Origin of the sequence: Kordiimonas sp., assembly GCF_048260245.1 — a bacterium.
Taxonomy (GTDB): Bacteria; Pseudomonadota; Alphaproteobacteria; order Sphingomonadales; family Kordiimonadaceae; genus Kordiimonas.
Map to the genome: position 1 here is coordinate 1 of NZ_JBLXGZ010000049.1, position 20,452 is coordinate 20,452.

At 52.2% G+C, this 20,452-nt stretch carries 24 protein-coding genes and 1 tRNA gene; 13 read left to right on the forward strand and 12 right to left on the reverse strand.

The annotated features are described in order from the left end of the window. Window positions 1-117: 117 nt before the first annotated feature. Together ACN0VM_RS16855 and ACN0VM_RS16860 are read left to right on the forward strand one after the other, a co-directional pair. The gene (locus ACN0VM_RS16855; RefSeq protein ID WP_417452061.1) at window positions 118-1,023 is read left to right on the forward strand and encodes a hypothetical protein; all 906 of its coding nucleotides are present in this window, start codon (window positions 118-120) and stop codon (window positions 1,021-1,023) included. Window positions 1,024-1,196: 173 nt separating this feature from the next. Then, entirely contained in the window at window positions 1,197-1,589 is a 393-nt protein-coding gene (locus tag ACN0VM_RS16860) for a VOC family protein (RefSeq protein ID WP_417452062.1), read from the forward strand. A gap of 3 nt (window positions 1,590-1,592) precedes the next feature. On the opposite strand, the gene aroA is transcribed toward ACN0VM_RS16860, so the two are convergent. Then, entirely contained in the window at window positions 1,593-2,918 is a 1,326-nt protein-coding gene (gene aroA / locus ACN0VM_RS16865; RefSeq protein WP_417452063.1) for a 3-phosphoshikimate 1-carboxyvinyltransferase, read from the reverse strand. Between the two features lie 159 nt (window positions 2,919-3,077). On the opposite strand from aroA, the gene ACN0VM_RS16870 reads away from it, so the two are divergent. Together ACN0VM_RS16870 and ACN0VM_RS16875 are read left to right on the forward strand one after the other, a co-directional pair. Continuing rightward, window positions 3,078-3,407, forward strand: coding sequence for an FYDLN acid domain-containing protein (locus tag ACN0VM_RS16870; protein WP_417452064.1), 330 nt, complete (start codon window positions 3,078-3,080; stop codon window positions 3,405-3,407). Between the two features lie 150 nt (window positions 3,408-3,557). Continuing rightward, a tRNA-Ala gene (locus ACN0VM_RS16875) sits at window positions 3,558-3,633 on the forward strand. A gap of 133 nt (window positions 3,634-3,766) precedes the next feature. On the opposite strand, the gene ACN0VM_RS16880 is transcribed toward ACN0VM_RS16875, so the two are convergent. Further along, window positions 3,767-4,012 carry a helix-turn-helix domain-containing protein gene (locus tag ACN0VM_RS16880; RefSeq protein ID WP_417452065.1) on the reverse strand — a complete coding sequence of 82 codons (246 nt, stop codon included), beginning with the start codon at window positions 4,010-4,012 and terminating at the stop codon, window positions 3,767-3,769. Window positions 4,013-4,180: 168 nt separating this feature from the next. Here ACN0VM_RS16880 and ACN0VM_RS16885 point away from each other — a divergent pair, with 168 nt between their 5' ends. From ACN0VM_RS16885 to ACN0VM_RS16910, 6 genes are read left to right on the forward strand one after another with little or no spacing between them, the layout of a single operon-like run. Next, window positions 4,181-4,393, forward strand: coding sequence for a hypothetical protein (locus tag ACN0VM_RS16885; protein ID WP_417452084.1), 213 nt, complete (start codon window positions 4,181-4,183; stop codon window positions 4,391-4,393). Window positions 4,394-4,397: 4 nt separating this feature from the next. Then, window positions 4,398-5,594 carry a tyrosine-type recombinase/integrase gene (locus ACN0VM_RS16890; RefSeq protein WP_417452066.1) on the forward strand — a complete coding sequence of 399 codons (1,197 nt, stop codon included), beginning with the start codon at window positions 4,398-4,400 and terminating at the stop codon, window positions 5,592-5,594. Further along, complete coding sequence (locus ACN0VM_RS16895) at window positions 5,591-6,022, forward strand: hypothetical protein (protein WP_417452067.1); 432 nt, start codon at window positions 5,591-5,593, stop codon at window positions 6,020-6,022. The genes ACN0VM_RS16890 and ACN0VM_RS16895 overlap by 4 nt, the downstream gene beginning before the upstream one ends. A 23-nt stretch (window positions 6,023-6,045) precedes the next feature. Next, window positions 6,046-6,237, forward strand: a complete 192-nt coding sequence (locus ACN0VM_RS16900; RefSeq protein ID WP_417452068.1) for a hypothetical protein — start codon at window positions 6,046-6,048, stop codon at window positions 6,235-6,237. Between the two features lie 37 nt (window positions 6,238-6,274). Continuing rightward, complete coding sequence (locus ACN0VM_RS16905) at window positions 6,275-7,072, forward strand: metallophosphoesterase (protein WP_417452069.1); 798 nt, start codon at window positions 6,275-6,277, stop codon at window positions 7,070-7,072. After that, a complete protein-coding gene (locus ACN0VM_RS16910) occupies window positions 7,069-7,629 on the forward strand; it encodes an exonuclease domain-containing protein (protein WP_417452070.1) in 561 nt (186 codons plus the stop codon). The genes ACN0VM_RS16905 and ACN0VM_RS16910 overlap by 4 nt, the downstream gene beginning before the upstream one ends. A gap of 129 nt (window positions 7,630-7,758) precedes the next feature. Here ACN0VM_RS16910 and ACN0VM_RS16915 read toward each other — a convergent pair whose 3' ends face one another. The 10 genes from ACN0VM_RS16915 to ACN0VM_RS16960 form a co-directional block, all read right to left on the reverse strand. Then, complete coding sequence (locus tag ACN0VM_RS16915) at window positions 7,759-8,676, reverse strand: general secretion pathway protein GspK (protein WP_417452071.1); 918 nt, start codon at window positions 8,674-8,676, stop codon at window positions 7,759-7,761. Further along, a complete protein-coding gene (gene gspD, locus ACN0VM_RS16920) occupies window positions 8,654-10,795 on the reverse strand; it encodes a type II secretion system secretin GspD (protein ID WP_417452072.1) in 2,142 nt (713 codons plus the stop codon). Before gspD ends, ACN0VM_RS16915 begins: the two co-directional genes overlap by 23 nt. Window positions 10,796-11,272: 477 nt before the next feature. Further along, on the reverse strand, window positions 11,273-11,836 hold the full coding sequence (locus ACN0VM_RS16925) for a GspMb/PilO family protein (protein ID WP_417452073.1): 564 nt from the start codon (window positions 11,834-11,836) through the stop codon (window positions 11,273-11,275). Continuing rightward, complete coding sequence (locus ACN0VM_RS16930) at window positions 11,823-12,833, reverse strand: PilN domain-containing protein (RefSeq protein WP_417452074.1); 1,011 nt, start codon at window positions 12,831-12,833, stop codon at window positions 11,823-11,825. Before ACN0VM_RS16930 ends, ACN0VM_RS16925 begins: the two co-directional genes overlap by 14 nt. Further along, complete coding sequence (locus ACN0VM_RS16935; protein ID WP_417452075.1) at window positions 12,830-13,480, reverse strand: PulJ/GspJ family protein; 651 nt, start codon at window positions 13,478-13,480, stop codon at window positions 12,830-12,832. Before ACN0VM_RS16935 ends, ACN0VM_RS16930 begins: the two co-directional genes overlap by 4 nt. Next, window positions 13,480-13,878: a type II secretion system protein gene (locus tag ACN0VM_RS16940; protein ID WP_417452076.1), complete on the reverse strand. Its 399-nt coding sequence runs from the start codon at window positions 13,876-13,878 to the stop codon at window positions 13,480-13,482. The genes ACN0VM_RS16935 and ACN0VM_RS16940 overlap by 1 nt, the downstream gene beginning before the upstream one ends. Continuing rightward, entirely contained in the window at window positions 13,875-14,327 is a 453-nt protein-coding gene (locus ACN0VM_RS16945) for a prepilin-type N-terminal cleavage/methylation domain-containing protein (RefSeq protein ID WP_417452077.1), read from the reverse strand. The genes ACN0VM_RS16940 and ACN0VM_RS16945 overlap by 4 nt, the downstream gene beginning before the upstream one ends. Further along, window positions 14,308-14,757 (reverse strand): type II secretion system major pseudopilin GspG, encoded by a 450-nt coding sequence (gene gspG, locus ACN0VM_RS16950; RefSeq protein WP_417452078.1) that lies wholly within the window; start codon window positions 14,755-14,757, stop codon window positions 14,308-14,310. The genes ACN0VM_RS16945 and gspG overlap by 20 nt, the downstream gene beginning before the upstream one ends. Further along, a complete protein-coding gene (locus ACN0VM_RS16955) occupies window positions 14,741-15,850 on the reverse strand; it encodes a type II secretion system F family protein (RefSeq protein WP_417452079.1) in 1,110 nt (369 codons plus the stop codon). The genes gspG and ACN0VM_RS16955 overlap by 17 nt, the downstream gene beginning before the upstream one ends. A 107-nt stretch (window positions 15,851-15,957) precedes the next feature. Continuing rightward, complete coding sequence (locus ACN0VM_RS16960) at window positions 15,958-17,625, reverse strand: GspE/PulE family protein (RefSeq protein ID WP_417452080.1); 1,668 nt, start codon at window positions 17,623-17,625, stop codon at window positions 15,958-15,960. Between the two features lie 1,148 nt (window positions 17,626-18,773). Here ACN0VM_RS16960 and ACN0VM_RS16965 point away from each other — a divergent pair. From ACN0VM_RS16965 to ACN0VM_RS16975, 3 genes are all read left to right on the forward strand, one after another. Further along, complete coding sequence (locus ACN0VM_RS16965) at window positions 18,774-19,412, forward strand: toxin-activating lysine-acyltransferase (protein ID WP_417452081.1); 639 nt, start codon at window positions 18,774-18,776, stop codon at window positions 19,410-19,412. Next, a complete protein-coding gene (locus tag ACN0VM_RS16970) occupies window positions 19,409-20,218 on the forward strand; it encodes a hypothetical protein (protein ID WP_417452082.1) in 810 nt (269 codons plus the stop codon). The genes ACN0VM_RS16965 and ACN0VM_RS16970 overlap by 4 nt, the downstream gene beginning before the upstream one ends. Further along, the coding region (locus ACN0VM_RS16975) for a hypothetical protein (protein ID WP_417452083.1) at window positions 20,211-20,452 on the forward strand (242 nt) is incomplete at its 3' end. The genes ACN0VM_RS16970 and ACN0VM_RS16975, both read left to right, overlap by 8 nt.

Sequence of the window (20,452 nt, forward strand, 5' to 3'; positions counted from 1 at the left end):
GGGTGGGGGAGCAACTGACTCAGGCCATTACTGCCTGCCGCGATGCAGGTGCAACCGACAGCGAGATTCGCATTGCGTTTACCAACGCCATGCAGCCATAGAAAGGAAGAGCATAAAATGCCAGCCGACTTGACCATGACCACCGTCCTCGCGGTGATGTATACCGTGTTTCTGAGCCAGATTTATCTTATTTCTGTGCATTATCCGCGCAAGATGTGTGCAAGAATTCGCGAGGTGATTGAGACCTATCCCCCGGTCAACTATCCACACCTCTACCCTGGTCCTTATACCTATTTTGCAGAAAGTGCCCGCAAGCACGGCCTGAAGATATTCATGGCAATCAATTACCTCATCGCCGCCATTGGCCTTGGCCTGCTTTGCGCGATGATGCTGTCGGGATATGAACCCGCCCTGCTCGGCGGGGATGAGATATTCGTCATGTTTTATTTCATGCTGCAGACCGCGCCGCTGTTTTACATCCAGATTGTCGAATACCGCCACTATGACCTGATGCGCAAAACCTTCACACAAAAGCGCCGCGCTGCCACGCTTGCGCCGCGCAGGATGAGCCAGTTCGTGTCGCCCGCCCTGGTGCTGCTCGCGGGCATGCTTTACCTGCTGTGGCTTGCATTTTATCTGTCAGACAAAGGTCCGGTCTCGGTTTGGGGCGGCGAGGTATACGCCACCCTTGGCATGATCACCGGCATGAACCTGTTCTACGTGTTTTACCTGCGCCGCATGGTGTTCGGCAAAAAGATCGACCCATACCGCACCGATGAGGACCGCGACCGTCAGTTGCGCGTTATGGCCAAGGTTTATACGCTATCCAGCATTGGCATCAGCCTGTTCCTCGGCCTCACACAGGCAGCTGACCGCTTTGGCTTTGAGGTTTTTGATCCCACACTTGTCAGCTTCTATCTGCAGCTTTGTGCGGTCACCGGCCTTGGGCTCGTGTTCCGCAGTATCACCGTGGGTAGCCTGAACTTCGAGGTTTACCGCGAGACAACCAGCACCTCATCCTGACAGATCACATATGCAGGCAGGAAAGGCGTACCCTAAGCTCCATCACCTGTCACGACAGCAAGGCATATGTGCGACAGCGGGCCCCGCGTATTATGGGGCCCGCTGTTTTCATTTGGCTCACCGGGCGCCCTATGATAAAGAACAAAAAGCGAACATATAGTGAGGAGGAAACAATGATTGAAAGCGCAACCCCGGTTCTGCCGGTGAACCGCATTGAACCCAGCATCGATTTTTTCAGTCGGGTGGGCTTTGAAAAAGTGACCGAGGTGCCGGAGGGCGACCATCTGGGTTTTGTCATCCTGATGCGGGACGGTGTGCAGATCATGTACCAGACCCGCACCAGCATTTTTGAGGATAGCGGCATGCTGCCCGGTGAGGGTGAAGGATCACCCGTGCTGCTGTTTGTCAAAACGAATAATCTGGATGAGATCATCACAGCGCTCAAAGGCTCTGAAGTCGTGATGACAGAGCGCACAACCTTTTACGGCGCGCGCGAGATCGGCTACCGTGAACCTGGTGGCCACATCGTCACCTTCGCTGAATTTTCTAGTGAGGCCGAGGGCTGATAATCAGCCTTCAAGCCGGAGCCCGGCACCCAGGCCTGTCAACAGGTCGATAAACACCGGGAAGCTGGTCTGGATTGGGGCGGCGTCATCAATGGTGATGGCGCTCTCTGCCATCTGGCCGAGCACGGAAAAGCTCATGGCAATACGGTGATCAAGATGGGTCGCAACCTGGGCCCCTCCCGGTACCTTGCCGCCCGCGCCCTTGATCTCTATGCCGTCTTCGAATTCGGTCAACTCGACGCCGTTGGCCTTGAGGCCTGCCGCCATCACCGCAAGTCGGTCACTTTCCTTCACCCGCAATTCCTCAAGACCGGTAAAACGGCTGATGCCTTTGGCCACCGCAGCAGCACAAAACAGCACGGGAAATTCATCAATCATGGTCGAAGGGTCAACCGGCAGGTCGGTCACAGCCTTCAGGCCAGCCGCCCGCACCCGCAGGTCGGCGACCGGTTCACCGCCCAGATTACGCTCCTGCAGTATATCGATATCCGCACCCATGGCCATCAGTGCGTGGACGATACCGGTCCGCAGCGGATTCATGCCCACATTCTGCACCGTAATGTCCGAGCCCGGAATGATAGAAGCCGCCACCAGCAGGAAGGCGCTTGAGGAAACATCACCCGGTACTTCAAAGTTAACCGGCGCCAGTTCAGGCTGACCCGCAAGCCGCACCACATACAGCCCGTCTTCCTCGGTCGTCTCGATATCCGCCCCCATGGCTTTCAGCATGCGCTCCGTATGGTCACGGGTGGCAACGCGCTCGCGCACTGTGGTAATACCCGGCGTATTCAGGCCCGCCAGCAGCACCGCGGACTTCACCTGTGCGCTTGCCATCGGCGTGGTATAGTCGGTCGCCAGCGGGCTGTCAGACCCCGTAACCGTCAATGGCAGGAACTTGCCGTCCCGCGCACTGAAGCTGGCCCCCATGGCGGTGAGCGGGTCCATGACCCGCCCCATAGGCCGACTGCGCAGGGACGCGTCCCCCGTCATGGTGACACTGATGTCATGGGTACCAATCAAGCCAATAAGCAGCCGGGTTGAGGTACCCGAGTTACCCATTTCGATGACATCGTCCGGCGTCATAAGCCCACCGATACCCACACCGTCCACCACCCAGTGACCGTTACCGAGTCGCTCAACGCGAGCGCCCATGGCGCGCATCGCGTCTGCCGTGGCAAGTACATCCTCGCCTTCCAGGAGTCCCGTAATCTCGCTGCGGCCCACCGCAAGAGCGGACAACATGATCGACCGATGGGAAACTGACTTGTCCCCCGGCACCTTAACGGTACCGGCAAGGGGTGTACGAGATGATGAAATAAGACTTGGCACGGAGGGAATTCCAGCTTTAGAAGTAACGGTGGACACTAATGCTTTGACAGGCGCAACCGATCATGGCAAGGGATGCGCCGAATTCTTGGCCTAAAAGCGCCTCCAGCGCAAGGGCTGATAAAAAATGCTGTCCAGTGGCGGAAACGCAAGGAGAGAGATGTGGTAAAACCCGAATGGGGAACAAAGCGTACATGCCCGAAATGTGGCACGCGCTTTTACGATCTGAAAAAAGACGATCCTGCAACCTGTGTCGATTGCGGTAATCAGTGGGCACCTGAACCGGTTCTCAAAGCCAAGCAGCCAGTGATTCTTGAAAAGAAGGTTGAAAAAGAGGCTGAGGACGAAGACGAGGACCTTGACGACGACGACGATGACATCAAACTCGACGATGACGATGATGATGTACTCGGTGACGTCAGCCTCGATGATGACGATGACGATGAAGTCACCAGCATTGTCGACACTAAATTGTCGGACGAAGACAATTAAGTAAAATCGCCAGTTCCGGGCGGCATAAATGCCGCCCAGACAGAGCTTGTTTTTTTACTTGCGCGCTCATAGGCCTCCGCCTATAGTCCGCGCCGTTCAGGGGAGGCTTCACCCCTCCCGGACACCCAGAAAAGGTCAGCTATTGATCATGGGGCCGTAGCTCAGCTGGGAGAGCGCTACACTGGCAGTGTAGAGGTCGACGGTTCGATCCCGTTCGGCTCCACCAATAATTCCAAGGGCTTAGGAAGCATTTCCTAGGCCCTTTTCCTATTGGTGACCAAAACGGTGACCATTTGGTGACCACCTGGAAAATTCATCACTCACTCCCGTCAAAAGAAATGAGCGCTATATAGCTTTGTCTAGGAACTTTCAACAGAGGGGGGCTGGTCAGGAATATACTCCACCAATTCTGCCAAACTGCACCCAAGATATGCACATAACTTATTCAGGTTGTCAGTCGTGGTGTTGTACCCAAAGGTGCTCTGGATTCTTGAAAGAGTATTTTTGCTGATGCCAGTTGCTGCCGCAACTTCATCCAGAGTGATTTTGCGTTTTTCAGCAAACTCTTTCTCAGAAATTCGCTCTCTCAAAAAGAACCTAATCATATCCGTTCTCACAGGCAGCCCATTGACTGCCAGTCACCTTAAAGCTCACTTCATCACCTGTCACAGACTTTTATCACCATGTATGGTTATTTTTTTATTGACATCTCTTGTGATCATTTATACATTTATATGTATATTTATAACCTTATATGGTGGTATGCGAGGAAAATTGAAATGACCTATCTGACGACAGAAGAACTTTCAGAACGCATCAAATACGATGTCCGCACGATTCGTGAGCGTCTCAAGGACAGTGTCCTCTTGGAGGGCATCCACTACATTCGCCCCTTTGGTGGCCGTAAGATTCTGTACGTATGGGAACGCGTCGAGAAAGACATGTATTCCAGTGCCTGCCCAACAAGTTTCTCCGCTTTGGCGTAGAACAATGGCTACACTGGGCACAAGAAGAGGGCGCATCTATATTGACTTCCGATATAAAGGAGTCCGATACCGCGAGCAGACGGATGTTCTGGATAACGTGGCCAATCGAAGAAAGGCCGAACAGCTTCTCAAGCGCATGGAAGCTGAGATGACACTGGGAACGTTTGATTACATTAAATATTTTCCCCAAGGGCGGTTAGCAAGCAAATTTGCGGCACAACAAAAACGGACACTTGAATCCAGAAGTGCGGCGGATTCCGTCGAAACCTTTGCCGACGTTTGGTTTACTGAACGAGAAGTGGAATGGAGGCAATCCTATCGCGATATCAATCGTATCACGCTCGACCGCTACATTATCCCTTACTTTAAAGGAAAGAAGCTCGACGAGATTGACAAGGCTATGATCCTACAGTTTCGTGCTCACCTTGCCAATCAGCCCGGGCACGGCACCGGCACGCTGTCCGCGTCAAGGGTCAACCATATCATGATCCCGCTTCGAATGATTTTGGCAGAAGCCGCAGAGCGATATGGATTCAAAAACCCATGGGTGAATATCAAAAGGCTCAAGGAAGCAAAGTCAAAGGTCGACCCTTTCACATTGCAGGAAGTTCAGGCCATTCTTGAGACGGTTCGGCCCGACTTCAAGCCTTATTACATTGTTCGATTTTTCACCGGCCTGCGGTCCAGCGAAATCGACGGACTGCAATGGAAGTACGTGGATTTTGAAAGGCGCCAGATTCTTATTCGGCAAGCCCTTGTGCAAGGAAGGCTGGTGGGAACCAAAACCGATGGCTCAAGCCGTGAGGTCGACATGTGTTCCCAAGTGCAGGACTGTTTGAAACACATGTATGGCACCTCCCCAAACAAGACTGGGTTTGTGTTCTGCACCCGCGACGGCACTCCGCTACACAACCGGAATGTCACCCAACGCGTTTGGTATCCGCTGCTACGGCACTTGGCTCTTACAAAACGGCGTCCTTACCAAACCCGCCACACGGCAGCAACGTTATGGCTGGCAGCGGGCGAGAACCCCGAATGGATTGCTCGGCAGATGGGACACAGCAACACCAAAATGCTGTTCGAGGTCTACAGCCGATACGTCCCAAACCTTACCCGCAGAGATGGCTCCGCATTCGAGCAGCTACTGAAGGCCGAATTTGGCTCCAACTCATCCACGACAGACAAGGAAGCGCAGTCATGAACAACTCAACCAAACTAACCTCGACGCATGCAAGCCTTCTGCCGCCGGATCCATTTCGTCAGAAGATCGTGATCGAACTGGGCTGCACGATCATGACCAAGTGGCAGTTGAAAGACTACGACCAGTTTAAACTGACGGGATTACAGAACCGATTTGAGTTCCAAATGTGGAAGCAAAAAGCCTTCTCCGTATTGACCCCCGAAGTATATGTGAGGTTGGCCGCGCTTGTTGAGTTGAACCGACTGTTGAAAAGGGCCAGCTCTTCCCCTGAACAAACTTCTATTTGGCTAAACACACCGAACCCGGCTTTCGATCTTGACAGTCCCCTGACCCATATGCTGGCGCACGGCCTCAGAGGCATACAGAATATCTGCACGGCGCTCTACTCGGGTGAGCAGCAGTATCTGCACACCACCTTTCTCCATTAGAATTCATACTCAGGGAACAGATCATGACACCCACTGACGTCACACCTGCTGTAAAACCAGCCAAGCCCGGTGCGCCAAGGAAGTTTGCTTCAAACTATCTGAGCACATGCCACAAGGAGTTCATCGCGTGGCTATATGAGCAAGCTGCCAAAGGAAGCTACCATCTGTTGGTGATTTTGATGGGCTTGCTCTCAGAATACGCTCACTGGAACTGATAGCCCAACACCTTATAGAATCAGAATATTTCCAACAATGCGCAATCTTCCATACACCATTCACTCGCACCATCAGGTCCTGACGCTCACAGGTCACGGTCGCACTTTCGTCTGTGGAGACCTGCATGGCTGTTATGACGAATTGATTCATGAGTTGAGCCTTGTGGCGTTTGATCGTGGTACAGACTCTCTGGTCGTGCTCGGAGACATCACCGACCGCGGCATCAAAAACCATGAGTGCGTCAAGCTCCTGTCTGAACCCTGGTTCAATAGCACTCTGGGCAACCACGACGAGATGATGATGAATGCGATCAATCCACGGTCGGATAAGTCATTCTGGCGGGCCAATGGCGGCGGTTGGTTTGACCTGCTGACCTTCACCGAGCAGGAAGAGGTTCAATTCGTCTGCGAGCGCTACGTTGGGCGTCTGCCGCTTAGTATGACACTGATCCTGCCTGACGATACCCATGTCGGCCTTATTCATGCGGACGCACCCTCTGACTGGCGTAAGGCTATGGAAGGCACACAGGCACGGACAGAAGCGCTATGGGGTCGACAACGCATTCGACACGGCAATACCCGGCCTGTTGAGAACGTCGATATGGTTCTGGTTGGGCATACCTCGAACAACACCATGATTAGGCTTGGCAACGTCGTCTATATCGATACCGGGGCGGGATTTAAGAACGGTCGCCTTACGCTTCTGGAGATTGGAAACTCACGGGAAGAGCTTGAAGCTAATATCAGCCTCCGCCAGAAAGCTGACCGAATGACTCAGCACCCGGGTATTCTGTTTGAGCCGCGCGGCACATACTCGACGGGAGATAACATGTGACAGTTTACCTGTGCATCGACCTTGAAGCCACCTGCTTCCACAGAGAGGTATTGGGCCGGGAACAAACTCACCGGGACATGGAGACCATTGAGGTCGGCGTGGTCGCTATGAGCGGTGAGGGGACGATCATCAACACGTTCCAGTCCTATGTGAAACCAACCTATACAGAACTCTCGTCTTACTGCACGTCTGTGATCGGCATCACCGATGATATGCTCGTGGGCGCCCCAGACTTCCCTACGATGATTGCGTGTTTGACCGACTGGCTAGAAACTTTACCAGCAAAGCCTGACTGCTGGTACTCTTGGGGCAAGTACGACCTTAAGCAGCTTACATGTGATGCTGGCCCGGACAGATGGAGCCTCGCACTCCCACTTCCAGAGCACCGCAATGCCAAGCGGCTATTCCAGCGCCAGAACATCAAAAAGAGCAGAGAGGTAGGCCTCTTGAAAGCGTTGGAATTGCAAGGGCTGGAGTTTGAAGGTCGCCATCATTCGGCTCTTGACGACGCTACAAACGTGGCGCGACTGTTCAATTTTTTTCATCGCGATGACTGACTTTTCTGATTCAGAATAAGCCAACTTAGTTTCGGTAGTGCAAATAAAGTCTAACTTATCCAAAATGTAACGGCAGCAATCAATTCCCAGCGCCCGTGCCACTTCTCTTTCTCACAGCCACAAAGACAACTAGCCTTGAGGGAAAATCCCGCAATTAGCGTTGTTTTCACTATATGGCGTCAAGGGTTTTAACACTCCATAGCCGGAGCGATTCGAAATAGACTTATATCTAATGACCATAGAATACTGTTTGTTCGGTTGATCTCCGTCTTCATTTAGAATAATGCGCAGTGTGAGGCTTTGCCCACCTAGATCGCTTCTAGCCCCCATCAGATTCTGCTTAGTTTCTAGGGCGTCGGGATCAGGCCACCCAACATTCTGCCAGCCCCTTAAATACGCCCAGCGCAGCACATCGAGGGTAGATGCGTCTGAAAAATCCCAGTCCACATTCTGGTTTTGCGAGTATACGGTGATAGAAGGCAGTACACAGAAATAGATATCTCTCGACATCCCAAAAACATGCTGCAATTCACCGACACTTTCAAACGGCCCATTTCGGGGGCCATAGGGCAATCCGCTGGAAGCATAAACATCATTTTCCACACCCCCGCTTGCTGTTGTATCATCCGCGTCTCTCCAGTCGATGACGCGCTCCGCGAGGTCTAAGGCCTCTGTTTCATCAACCCCGTTTGCAACAAACAGCGCTGACAGAAGCTCTGCTCTTGCACGATTGAGATTGATCTTCCCTTTTTCATAAACCACTTCAATGTCGATCGAATGTCCTTGGACTTCTAGTGCCCCGCTTCTAAAAACCTGTTTCTCCTCATCATAGAAAAGCCGATGCATGAATATTTCTACAGCTGAATCCGCAAGTAGTTGAGACTGATACTCGCGTTCAACAGCGGTTAGTGTACGGCGTTCAATGAGCGCGAACACCAGCGCACTAGTAGCCAGAAGGGAAATAATCAAAACGATCCATGTAACGGTAATAAGTATGGCACCTCTGTCATCCAGAATTAACAAATCAATCCTCGCTTTTGGGCTCATCTCCCTCCCCCAATAAGGATTGGAATTCTTTACGCAGATAGTTCATCACGTCTCGTGTCTCCTCGACGTCTCGAATGATACGCGGTGTCAACAGCACTACTAGTTCTGTCCGGCGCTCTACCAAGTCTGTGTTTCTGAACGCTGCCCCCAACAGCGGGATATCCTTCAGAAACGGCACACCGGACCGAACATTCGAAGCGGTGCTTCTGATCAATCCGCCCAATGCAATTGTAGACCCATTCTGAACTGCAATCGAACTGGACATCTTTCGTTGCTGAATCGTAGGGGCGTCGATTCCTGACGAAGAGGTTTCTACCACATTGCTCAACTCTTGCTCGACATCCAGCATGACCAAACCACCGTCGTTAATTCGGGGGGTAACAGTAAGGATGACACCTGTGTTACGATACTGAATACTGTTTACAATTGGAGCGTCGTTGTCTGCAGTGCTCACGGCTGTTGCCGTCGGCACAGGAACTTCATCGCCCACTTGCAGCGTAGCGGACTGGTTATTGAGAACCAGAATTTTTGGTGATGAAATCACCTTCACATCAGTCATTGATTCAAGTGCATTTAAAACAGCACTAGCACTGGAAGAGGCAGTATGTTGCCAAGAAAACCCAGGGAACTGCGCCTTCGGCGTGGCTGACTGTCCGAGTGCCACGGTGTTGTCACCAAACTCAAAATGCCACTGGAGCCCGTAGCGCAGCTCATCGGTCAACCCAACTTCAGCCAGCGTCACTTCAACAAGGACCTGACGGGGTGGAAGATCAATTTGTTTTAATGCAGTTTCGATAACACCAAACTCTGAGGGGGTGGCCATAATCACAACGGAGTTGTTTTCCTCACTTGATACTATCCTTACACCCCGATCACCAAGACCACCCTCCCCTGCATCAAAATTCCCGTCACGATCAAAGGCGTTAGCATTTCGATTGTTGTTGGTTAAACCTCGGGGCCCATTCCTGAAGGTTTCCCTGTTTTCGCCAGTGCCGCGGCCATATTGATTTCCATACCCACCTCCGCCATACTTGGTTCCCAGTATCAAGTTCAGCGTGTCCGCAATGTCTGCCGCGCGCCCATTTTTAACCTGATAAACATATATACGCCGACCGGGTGAGCTTTCCCCGAGATCGAGCTTTTCAATCCAGGTTTCCACTGATTTCAATAATACTTTGTTGCGCGCGATCGCTATGACGCGATTAATTCTGGGCACGGCAATGAATTGCACCGCTGAACTGGACTTATCTGCCTCTCCAGCATACAGCTCTTTTAGCTCTTTGATGATCTGGTCAGCCTCTACATAGTTGAGTGAAAATATCGCAAAGGACATACCAGCCATGCGATCTACATCAAAGGTTTCAATCGCCCGCATCATACTCGACAATTCATCGGATGTTCCCGCCAAAATCAAAAAACCCCGGCTATCATCGGTCCGCAAAATGCCGCCAGATGGGGCAAAGGGCTCTAGAAGGGTTGTCATTTCGCTCGGCACTGTATAGCTTAAAGGGACGACTTGGACAGCGAACCCAGGCAAATCAGTGCTCGCTGGTAGAGAATGCTTTATCGTTGATACATTCCTCGGCGCGTCAGCCACCGGTAACACCAAATACCCATCGGAAGACGGTACCAACGCGTAACCTTTAGTCTTCAATAATGCTTCAAGTGTAACCCTCAAAGATTCTTTTGAAATTGGCCCACTAGTCTCCAGAGTAACGTTACCCTGAACTCGTGGATCTATTACATAGGCAAGCTTGAGCGTGTCTGCTAACACCGCGCGGATTACGATACGGATATCTGTGTTCTTGAAGGTTAGAGATAGTGCGCCATCGGCGTTCTCACGAACTGTTGGCATTGCTGCTACTTTTTGGGTCATCTCACCGGAGCCAAATATATATTCAGCTCGAGGTCCCTTGGGGGATTTACTGTCTATCCCTGTGCCAGAAATCTCTGCCACTGAAGGCCGCCCAGTATCGAAATCTTCCGAGCGTATACTAACGCTATCGCCAAATTTAACGTCGTCACCCGGATTTGAGCATCCCGTTAAAAGTACAACAACCGGTAAGGTTTTGAGTATACACCCCAGCGCGTCGTTGAAACTCAGTTGCCCTTTACTCATTTTACCCCCCGCTCCCGAGTTCAATCACCCGCCGCTCATTTCCAAATACTAAAGTTACAAAATTTTGCCCCACGGTATCGACTTGCCAGTCTCCGGCATATTGCCCTACCCGAACCGAGACCGTCTCTCCGGTGGAATTATGTTGGAGGTATGCCGTCCGATCACGCTCAGAGTTCCCCATTATGCCGACCAGTATAAATGGCACTTCAATGCGTGGTGCTGGTGCTGACGACACCGGAACGGAAGCCACAGGTGCAGGGGGCCGTCGATTACTGCTGAAGACAGGTCGAGCTAATACTGCCCCTGCGTCAATCTCAAAACCAACGTCTATATCGGGCTCTTCATCAATCTGGCTATGTGAATCAAATCGACCACCATAGCCAGGTAGCGGCAGCAAAGTAGAAATTAAGACCAGGCACCCAAAGATGCCATTTAGCAACACTAGAGTATTTACAAGAGGAGAGCTGGAGATCTTCCTCATGAAGCCTCTCCGCTTTGCCCATTCCTTACAAACCCGGAGATTTCAAGTCCGACAGAAAGTATTGCCGGCTCATGAAGCGTGGATGTTTTTTCCCTCGTGATTACAAAACTACGTACACGGTGAAGTGGCGTGTCTTCCTCTAATCCCGCAAGGAAACTAACCATATTTGAGTATGTCGACACAAAATTCACTCGTATAGAAACACGCTTCAACTGCTCATTCACGATACTGACGCCGTCGGGCCTCATGGCGTTGAAACTTATGCCACTCTTATTTGCAAGCTGGCGTAGACGTCGCTGAATTTGAACTTGGATTTCATTCGGTTCACCTTGATACAGCTGCGCTATAGCTGCTTCATTTCCCAGATCTGACAGCCGACGCCTAATTTCATCTTCACGTCTTGGAAGGTCTTGCAACCTATGTAAAAGCATCTGTTTTCTCAGATAAACGTCCTCAAGCTCAGCAATCGCCCTGATATCATTCCCAGCAACCAACCAGAACAACCCAGCACAGATAGAAATGAGCAAGCTCCACGCGGCAACAGATTTAATTTTCGTCACGGGGCAACTCCTGCTGGGACGACCAAACGAAGTCTAACCGCAAATCAAATCGCTTTTTCTCTCTGTCCTTTGTGCTCACAATTGACACTAAGGTTACATCTTGAAACGCTTTTTTTGACTGTAATAACAAGACCCATTCTTCCGGCGCGGGAGCCACACCTCGAACGAAGATACGGCTTCCATCAACTCGCAGGTCTTGAAACACAATCTCGTCTGGACTGTTCGCGGTTAACTCCCTCAACAAGTCGATGTGTCGACTTTTTAAGCGTTCGGCCTCCACCGCTTCAGATAGGCCTTGCATCGCGCGAACCTGCCTCTGCAGTACCGCGATGCCCTCAGTTTGTCGCCGCAGGTTTCTGGTCAGATCTTCCGTTGCTTCGATTTCAGCTTCTAACCTTTCTTTATAGATCGTTGGCACAAGCGAGCAGACAATGAGCAGAAGTACAGTTAGACCAATTATCGAAAACCACCTTAAAATCTTTCGCTTTTTTATCGGCCAAAACGGAAGGGCAACAGCGACTTTGTCATCGTCTTCAATAGTGATCTCGTTCAAGTTTACATGGCTTCGGCGCGCACTGTTAACTATGAGATCAACAACATCTCGCCGAATGGCAACCAGTTGAACTTTAGCCGTGCCAGTATCGCTAATTCTCATGGTCGTGTAGGCCATATGCAACAAGTTCGCCGTAAGAGGCAATGCGCGCTCTGCTTCTAGTGCAACAATGTTTTTGACCTCACCCAGTGCGGCGACGGGTACGACGAAACTATATGCAATTCTTAAGTCGTCGCGGACACAAAGATCAACTTCTTTACTCTCAACATGGGTCAAAAAGGCATCAGAGATATCCGCAGGCGAACCAAGGATAACCTTTGACGTCGATGGCCCTGCAGAGAAAAATTGTCGTAGTCTCGCTGGCAGCCCGTCGAGTAAGGCGCAGGCCCACAGTTGCAAACTGGCCCCAAGAAACTTCAAAAGTGGATTCCAAAAACCGATCACGAACTATGGACCCCGGAGATGCAATTTTGGGTTTCAGACTCTGAATCCACCACACAATCAGACCACTCATCAACCAGTAACGGAATAACTTGATCCGGCCATTCATATTTGTTGCCGTCAATTTCCAGATGAAGTCGCACGGCAACGGGGCGAACGTAGACCTCTTCCCACCGGTCAAGCCAATTACCCGCGTGATCAAGGTAAGAAAATTTAGCCCGCACAACATCTGACAGCAGATCTCCTCTATAGGCCTCAACCTCACTCGCATGATCATAAAATACGGCAAGTTCTATTACGTTTCGCTCAGGGATATGGGTTAGGCTCAGACGATAGAGATCGTCCGCACGCAGATCTGGATTGATCGGAGATATCAGCGAGAGGCTCGAGTTCATGCCGGAAAAGGGCGCCACCGCCATTTCTTCGATACGTTCAGGGTCAGCCGCATAGGATGCGGCAATCCATTGCCCCAATCGCTTCCGAGTGAGTATGATTCTCTCTCTCTGACCAACGTCGATACGTACATCATGCCATGTGTTTATGGAAAACCCGAAGGTCGCCGAGAGTGGCATGGCCATTAGCGCGATTATTGCCACCGCGACCAATAGCTCCAACAATGTATATCCTGTTTCACCTGTCGGGGTTGGCATCATGGCTGCCTCCAGACTATGCGCTTGAGCAGGACGGGTGGTATCTCTCGCTCCCCTAGGTATGAAGCAGAGACACTAAGCTCAAAAAAGGTTCCTGAATCTTCCTCACTTTCAGGTGCACCAATATATCTCTCCGCTGTTATTTCCCACTTCCAGGCACCTTCTTCACCAACAATTGCGCTACTGGAATCCAGTGCAGTCCAGTCCTTCTTTGCCAGTTGTTCTTCCAGCAAAGCTTGGCTTATTTCAAAACCAATGGCCCTTTGCTCAGAGACGAAACTGCGCTGAGGCAGCGCCCCAAAAATGGGAAACAATACCGCCATGGCACCCGCAAACACAGAAAGCGCAACCACTACCTCCAGGAGTGTGAAACCCTCTTCTTTCGTTAAATCCTTCACCGGATAACCTCAACCGCGCCAGACAACCAATCAATGGATACCTTTGCTACGGTCCCCCCTCGAGCCAGTTCCATAACACCGCCAGAACTCCCCCCGGTTGGGTAAAACTCTACGGTATTGTCTCCAATAGATTTCCACGATATTGGCTGGGTGAACGTAATCTTTATCCCTGTTGGCACACCGATAGTTTCCAAACCATCGATGTCTACGGCCTTACCTTCAGAATCTACGCGAATAGCAGTTATATGCTGCATGAGACGCGCCTCCTCCCTCAGCTTTCGGGCGGTCAAGGCCAGTTCATCGGCAAATGCATGAACCTGAAATTGCGGCACCAAGCGCGCATACGCAGATGGAAGAGCCGCCATTACAATCCCAATTATTGCAATTACAACCAAAACTTCCAGAAGAGTATAACCAGCTTCAGACTCGCTAGTTGCTGGCAGAGACATCCGTATCTTCCCCATCACCGCCGGAGACAGCGTCGGCGCCCAGTGACGTGATGGTCACCGTATCGCCACTGTCGGAGACGGAGTAACCATAGGGGTTGCCCCAAGGGTCAGTGATCTGTGCGTTATTTGAAATGTATGGACCGCTCCACCCCGCTATGCCTTCACCGGTACTGATTAACGCATTGAGGCCCTCGGCCTCTGTGGGATACCGCCCCACATCCACCCTGAAAAATTCAAGGTCTGTAATAAGCCGATGCGCCTCAATATTTGCCGTCTCGGACTTAGCCTTTCCAAACTGTCGTAAAACCGCGGGACCAGCAAGACCAACGAGCAAGGATAGAATAACAAGAACAACCAAGAGCTCCAAAAGCGTATAGCCCTTGTCGTCCTCCATCGCCGTTTTAAAATCGCTTTTAGAAAACCACATCATTAATGCTCATAATTCCCAGCAAAACCGAGCCTACCAACAAGGCCACGATACCGCCCATTATCAATGTCAAAACCGGGGAAAGTACCGCCAGTACCTTCTCCAGTTTCGCCTCATAATCTTGCGCCAGAATAGTCGCCGACTCTTCTAGCATCTTACCCATGTTGCCTGACTGTTCACCAACACGAGTAAACTGAAGGGCTAAGGATGGAATCCAGCCTAAACTCTCCATCGATTTAGAAAGTAAATCCCCCCGACGAACTGCCACACGCAAGCGCAAAAGACTCTCGCCCAAGTGTGGCATTTTAACCGCTTCGGTTGCCATTGCAATCGCCTTGTCAAGTGCTAGCCCGCTGCTGCTGCAAACGCCCAATGTTCTCACGAAACGAATAACGTCTGGTGTAACTAGCCACATGCTTAACCCCGGCAGCCCACATACTTTTTCAAGAACTTTTGCCTTGGTGCCTTGGTGGTTCATGACAGCAAAACCCCAAAAGGCTAAAGCACAAACTCCCAATGCAATGAGCCCCATATTGTTTGAAAAGAAATCCGCCAATGCCATCACAAACCGCGTGACAAACGGCAGCTTGTCTTCGTTACCGTCAAACATTGGCGCAAACTGGGGCAACACAAACATCACGACCAAAACAAAGGTACCCGTTACCATGGTCATCAGTATTGCCGGATATATCAACGCACTCCGCAGGCGCTCTTTAAAACTAAGCGCGCGATCCATCGCATCCGCCACTGTGGTCAGGGCCTCAGAAAGCGTGCCTGACACCTCACCTGCCTGAACTGACGCCACAACCTGAACAGAAAACCGATCTTTGTGCTCCGCCATGGCGGCCGCAAGCCCCTCGCCACGCCTTATGCGCTCGCGCATGTCGGTTAGCACACGCACGAACAGCTCCTTGTTCTGCATGTCTATCAGCAGCTTTAAAGCATCATCCATCGAGAGACCGGCGCGCAGCAGCCGCGCCAAGTCCCGCAAAAAGGAAAAGACATCCCGCTCGGATGGTTTGCCAAACAGCTCCACCGGCTCGTTAAGGCGCATCGCAAGCGTCTTCCCAGCAGCGGAAAGCTCAAGCGCGACCATACCACGCCGATGAAGTTCCGCGCTTGCTACGGGCAGGCTTGAGGCGGTCAACACGCCAGTGCGGACCTCACCATCCTTGCCTAAAGCTCTGAAATGATATTCCGCCACTACCCACGTTCCCGCGTAACACGCAGAATTTCGCTCAACGATGTTTGACCATCGCGCACAACCTGCAATCCATGGTCAAACAAACTTCGCATTCCATTGCGCTTCGCAATTGTTTCGAGCTCGGTTCCGCTCTTGTGGGCAAGAATCGCCTGCTCAATTGCTGGCGTAATTTCCAATACCTCCGCAATCATGCGCCGCCCCAAATACCCAGTACCATGGCACTCCGCACACCCCGCGCCGCAGTAGAATCTATCCACAACGCCGTCAAGCTTAAGCTCCTTGAGGAGGTGTGGGCTTGGTGTCTCTTCTTTGCGGCAGTGGGAGCACAATGTCCGCACAAGCCGTTGCGCCATAACCAATCTTAGCGTTGACGAAATCAGATAGTCTTCCACCCCCATGTCGAGCAGGCGGGAAATCGCCGCGGCCGCACTATTTGTATGCAAGGTGGAGAGCACGAGGTGCCCCGTGAGCGCAGCCTGTATCGCGATCGAAGCGGTTTCGTCATCCCTGATTTCACCAACCATGATCACGTCCGGGTCCTGCCTCAGGAAAGAACGTAACGTTTTGGCAAATGTACGGCCGATCCGCGCATCCACCTGGACCTGCCCAACGCCTTCCATCACATATTCAACCGGGTCTTCCACAGTCAGTATTTTTCGTTCCGGCTCGTTCAGTTCCGAGATGCCGGTATACAGCGTGGTGGTTTTCCCTGAGCCGGTCGGACCAGTCACCAGCACGATACCGTCCGGTTTACGAAGGGCCTGACGAAACGGCCGTTTGACTTCATCATCAAAACCAAGACGATCAAATTCCAGCCTGACAGCGCCACGATCAAGCAACCGCAGCACAACGGCTTCGCCTTGGCTTGTGGGTGACGTGGAAACCCGGAAGTCAATCTCCTTCCCGTGCGCCCGAACGCGCATCCTGCCGTCCTGTGGTAAACGGCGTTCAGCGATATCGAGGCCTGACATGATTTTGATCCGTGAAATAACCGCCGCCACCATATCGCGACTTGGCCCGGGCAATTCAAGCAAGATACCATCAACCCGGAAGCGGATTTTAAGCGCGCCAGAGATTGGCTCCACATGGATGTCTGACGCACGTCTTGACAGGGCATCATCAATCATGCGGTCCACAAATCGGATCACAGGTGCATCCGTTGCCAGCTCCTTCAGGCGGTCCACATCATCTGCTATCGCCTCCGGGTCCATTTCATCGTGTTTGTCATCAACTTCACCGCCAAAATAGAGATGGGTGATCGCAGCCTCAACCTGCCGCAAGGTTGCAACGCGAAGACTAAGCGGTTTGCGCGCTGCAAACGTAAGCGCCTTGATCGCATATTCATCCGTGGGATCGGCAATAATGGCGTCTAGAAAGTCACCATGATCTCTGGTTGGCAGGATATGAAACGACCGCAGGAAGGTTGAGTTCAGGTCTGGCAAGTCGACGGGAATTAAAGGCCAGTCATTCTCCCCCGCTTCGGGAAGCTCGTAGTGAGCGGACAGCGCGAGCGCAAGATCCTTTTCTGACAACAGCCCAAGGCCAGCAATCGTCCCCGCAAGGCCCTGCCGTGCTTCCGAGAGGACCTCTTGCACACGGGTCCAGGCTCCGTCAGAGAGCAACCCGCGATGCACAAGATAGGCACCAAATTCAGTACTCGCCCCCAAAGCGCCGCCACTCCCTGTTGAATTATAGGCGAGTATAGGATGTTGGCGAAACACCTACAATGGTTTTTAAACGGCGTGTGCTGGAAACACTGCCTCGCGCTCAGGTGCACCAGCCTGCAGCGTGGGCCAGACCGTTATGCCGCGACTGCGGGGCAGCAAAACCGCATGAGGGAACACGGCATCACAGTTCCAAGCAGGAACGCCAGAGATAAGTATTATGTCCCCGGAATTCCCCTGTTCGTCACACAAGAGTTAATCTTTCCAATACCCAGCCTGTTTCATCCTCTCCCTATATACCCGCGTTGCCAGGATGAGCGTTACAAGACCAACGAACGAGCTGGCAATATATAGCCAACTGCGATCTATAGCTGGATCACCAAACCACTCCGCCACCCAAACAACAAACAGTGGAAGGCCGAGAATCGGCAGTATCAAAAAAGCGTACACCACTATGACAAACAACCACTTCTGCGCAGCTGGCATAGCACCATCTGCCCACAGCAAGAGGCGGCAGTATCCACGTCCCACCAACCAAAATGCTGCGGATTGAAAGATGAATGCGAAAATCAGCGCTACCCACACCATCACAATATAGACCTCTGTTTCCCACGAACCACGATCTAGCACCCTTTCCCGTCACTGTCTCGAGTACATTGTGTCATCTGGGCAGCAGCTGCTTCAGACATATTTTGGGAAGATTGGGAAGCTGCGTCCGGTATATTACCAACCGCATTCCCTGTGGCCTCCCCCACGCCAGTGGCAGCTCGAATTCGGGGGGCACAATACTTAACTCCCTTCCGAGTCACGCTTTGGCTTGGGGCCGGGTTTCTTCTTTGCCAAGGATCGGCCTGTTTCTTCTTCAAGCCGCTGTATCCTTCCGGCGCCCCCGCGCTGGGTAACGTGCATGCGGACAACCGGGAACAACCCGTGGTGCAAGCCGTGCCATGGCAGAAGGCTATCACCCGTTGCAGGTCTGCGCAATTCAGTATTGTGTCCCCGGAATTATTACTCTTGCGCTATTGCATCCAACTGGTCAACAAAGGTTAGGCGCGGCAAGGGCGGCAGGCGCGGGGAGGGGAGGGCTTTTCCCTCGCAGGCATTTGGAGCAATTAAGTATTGTGTCCCGGGAATTCGTGGAAGGGTAGCATATGACAAAAAACACAGCGAAACCGAAACCAACGCCGCCAGACCGGACGAAAGGCGGGACCAAAAACGCGGCACAAAACGCGACTGAAAACGGGCTGAATGCCGCACCAGCTGCCCCTGCGGGCACCGTCACCGGCACGCCCGCAACCCTTGGCCAAACCTTTGGGGAGATGGTCTGGCTTCTCACCCAAAGCCCGCTTCACAAACAGCTTCGCCTCGCAGACCTTGAATGGCTTCTCATGCCGCCCCTTATGCTTGGGCAGGCGCGTATATTCCGCGCGGGCGCGCAGGCCGTGGGCCTCGCCCTTTGGGCATACCTTACCCCCGGTGAAGCCGAAGCCCTTGGCAAGGAGGGCAAGCTCGGGCCCAACGGCTGGCGGCACGGCACCAATGTGATGGATGTGGTTACCGCAGGCCGCACGGGCAAGGCACTTGACCTCACCCCGCCTGAGCTGAAAGCGGACGAGCTGGAGCTATGGCTCGTTGACCTCGTATGCCCCTTCGCAACAACTGAGAACAAGCTGGCACAGGCCTGCCTTTCAGACCTGATCACCGGCCCCCTCAAGGGCAAAAAACTCAAGATGCACAAAACCGACCCGCAAACAGGCGAGAAGTCGATCATTGAGCTGGGAGGCGCGTGATGCGGTTTTTATTACTGGTTTTGTCGCTCGTTCTAACCGCCTCCTGCGATGCGGCGGAGGACAGAAACAGCGATAAAGCGATCGAAGACATGCTCGCCAGTTCCGGCTTGCCGAGTGAGGGTGTACGAAGAGCACGATTGTTCGACGAGATGGCATTCCCGAGTGCATCAAGCCGGTATTACAGCATCGTGGATCGCGCGAACTTGATTAACATAATACCGAGAAAATATATGGGTACGGTCAGCGATGATCGGCCACTATTTAATCCGGTGAAATTCCGGCTCAGACAGTTTTTCTCTACTCGCTTTTTCGTAGACATTCGAGCCTCAGCTGAAGCTGAGCTTCTTCTCCTTGGTCTTGAGGATATCAACGCGGAAAAATTGAGCGAGCACCGCGACATCCTTGTTCCCTTTCTCGGGGAAAGCTCCTTTGCATCCGCACTGCAGCAGGCTGTCTTTTCAGACAATGATCGCTGTGCCCTGCTACGTCTGACAGATGGCTATAAAATCCAGAAAACATTGCTATTGGTTGCTTTTGACATGATGGATGCGGTTTCTCGGGAAGAGCAGAAAGCCGCAGTTTCCTGCATCAATCGTGGGCACTATTATCATCTTGGCTACAGCTCTGCCGCGACAATGCCTGCGGGGAATTTTGTCGGGCAAAACAGGTACACCAAAAGTTTCATTATGAATTCGAAATACCAGATTCGCCTCCCTTTCTTCCTTACCGATGGATCGTTTGCAGGGAAGTCACGTAGCGAAGTGATGGCTGCAATTATAGCAATGATGAGAGAAGATTATGAGTGAGCAGGAAGCGGACACACAGCAGATAAATTACGGGGACAGTATACTATATATCATCACTGACAGCCCTCTTGGGGCGCCCCGGCCGTTGGGCGGCGAGGCGTCTGCCCTCTCGCTTTTCCAAGTGTTCAACCCAGGCAGCAGCGCCAAGTGGCCTGCCTGTGCGCGTGTGCATTTGCAGGCGCTTCATTTCCGCGTTCTCCACGCCACCCTGCAGCAACGCCGCCCAATCCGGCA

Excerpts from the sequence above, each read along its gene's own strand:
- ACN0VM_RS16855 (WP_417452061.1), top strand. The coding sequence starts at position 118 with ATGCCAGCCGACTTGACCATGACCACCGTCCTCGCGGTGATGTATACC.
- ACN0VM_RS16860 (WP_417452062.1), top strand. The coding sequence starts at position 1,197 with ATGATTGAAAGCGCAACCCCGGTTCTGCCGGTGAACCGCATTGAACCC.
- ACN0VM_RS16880 (WP_417452065.1), bottom strand. The coding sequence starts at position 4,012 with ATGATTAGGTTCTTTTTGAGAGAGCGAATTTCTGAGAAAGAGTTTGCT.
- ACN0VM_RS16890 (WP_417452066.1), top strand. The coding sequence starts at position 4,398 with ATGGCTACACTGGGCACAAGAAGAGGGCGCATCTATATTGACTTCCGA.
- ACN0VM_RS16895 (WP_417452067.1), top strand. The coding sequence starts at position 5,591 with ATGAACAACTCAACCAAACTAACCTCGACGCATGCAAGCCTTCTGCCG.
- ACN0VM_RS16900 (WP_417452068.1), top strand. The coding sequence starts at position 6,046 with ATGACACCCACTGACGTCACACCTGCTGTAAAACCAGCCAAGCCCGGT.
- ACN0VM_RS16905 (WP_417452069.1), top strand. The coding sequence starts at position 6,275 with ATGCGCAATCTTCCATACACCATTCACTCGCACCATCAGGTCCTGACG.
- ACN0VM_RS16915 (WP_417452071.1), bottom strand. The coding sequence starts at position 8,676 with ATGAGCCCAAAAGCGAGGATTGATTTGTTAATTCTGGATGACAGAGGT.
- gspD (WP_417452072.1), bottom strand. The coding sequence starts at position 10,795 with ATGAGTAAAGGGCAACTGAGTTTCAACGACGCGCTGGGGTGTATACTC.
- ACN0VM_RS16935 (WP_417452075.1), bottom strand. The coding sequence starts at position 13,480 with ATGCCAACCCCGACAGGTGAAACAGGATATACATTGTTGGAGCTATTG.
- ACN0VM_RS16945 (WP_417452077.1), bottom strand. The coding sequence starts at position 14,327 with ATGTCTCTGCCAGCAACTAGCGAGTCTGAAGCTGGTTATACTCTTCTG.
- gspG (WP_417452078.1), bottom strand. The coding sequence starts at position 14,757 with ATGATGTGGTTTTCTAAAAGCGATTTTAAAACGGCGATGGAGGACGAC.
- ACN0VM_RS16955 (WP_417452079.1), bottom strand. The coding sequence starts at position 15,850 with ATGGTCGCGCTTGAGCTTTCCGCTGCTGGGAAGACGCTTGCGATGCGC.
- ACN0VM_RS16965 (WP_417452081.1), top strand. The coding sequence starts at position 18,774 with ATGACAAAAAACACAGCGAAACCGAAACCAACGCCGCCAGACCGGACG.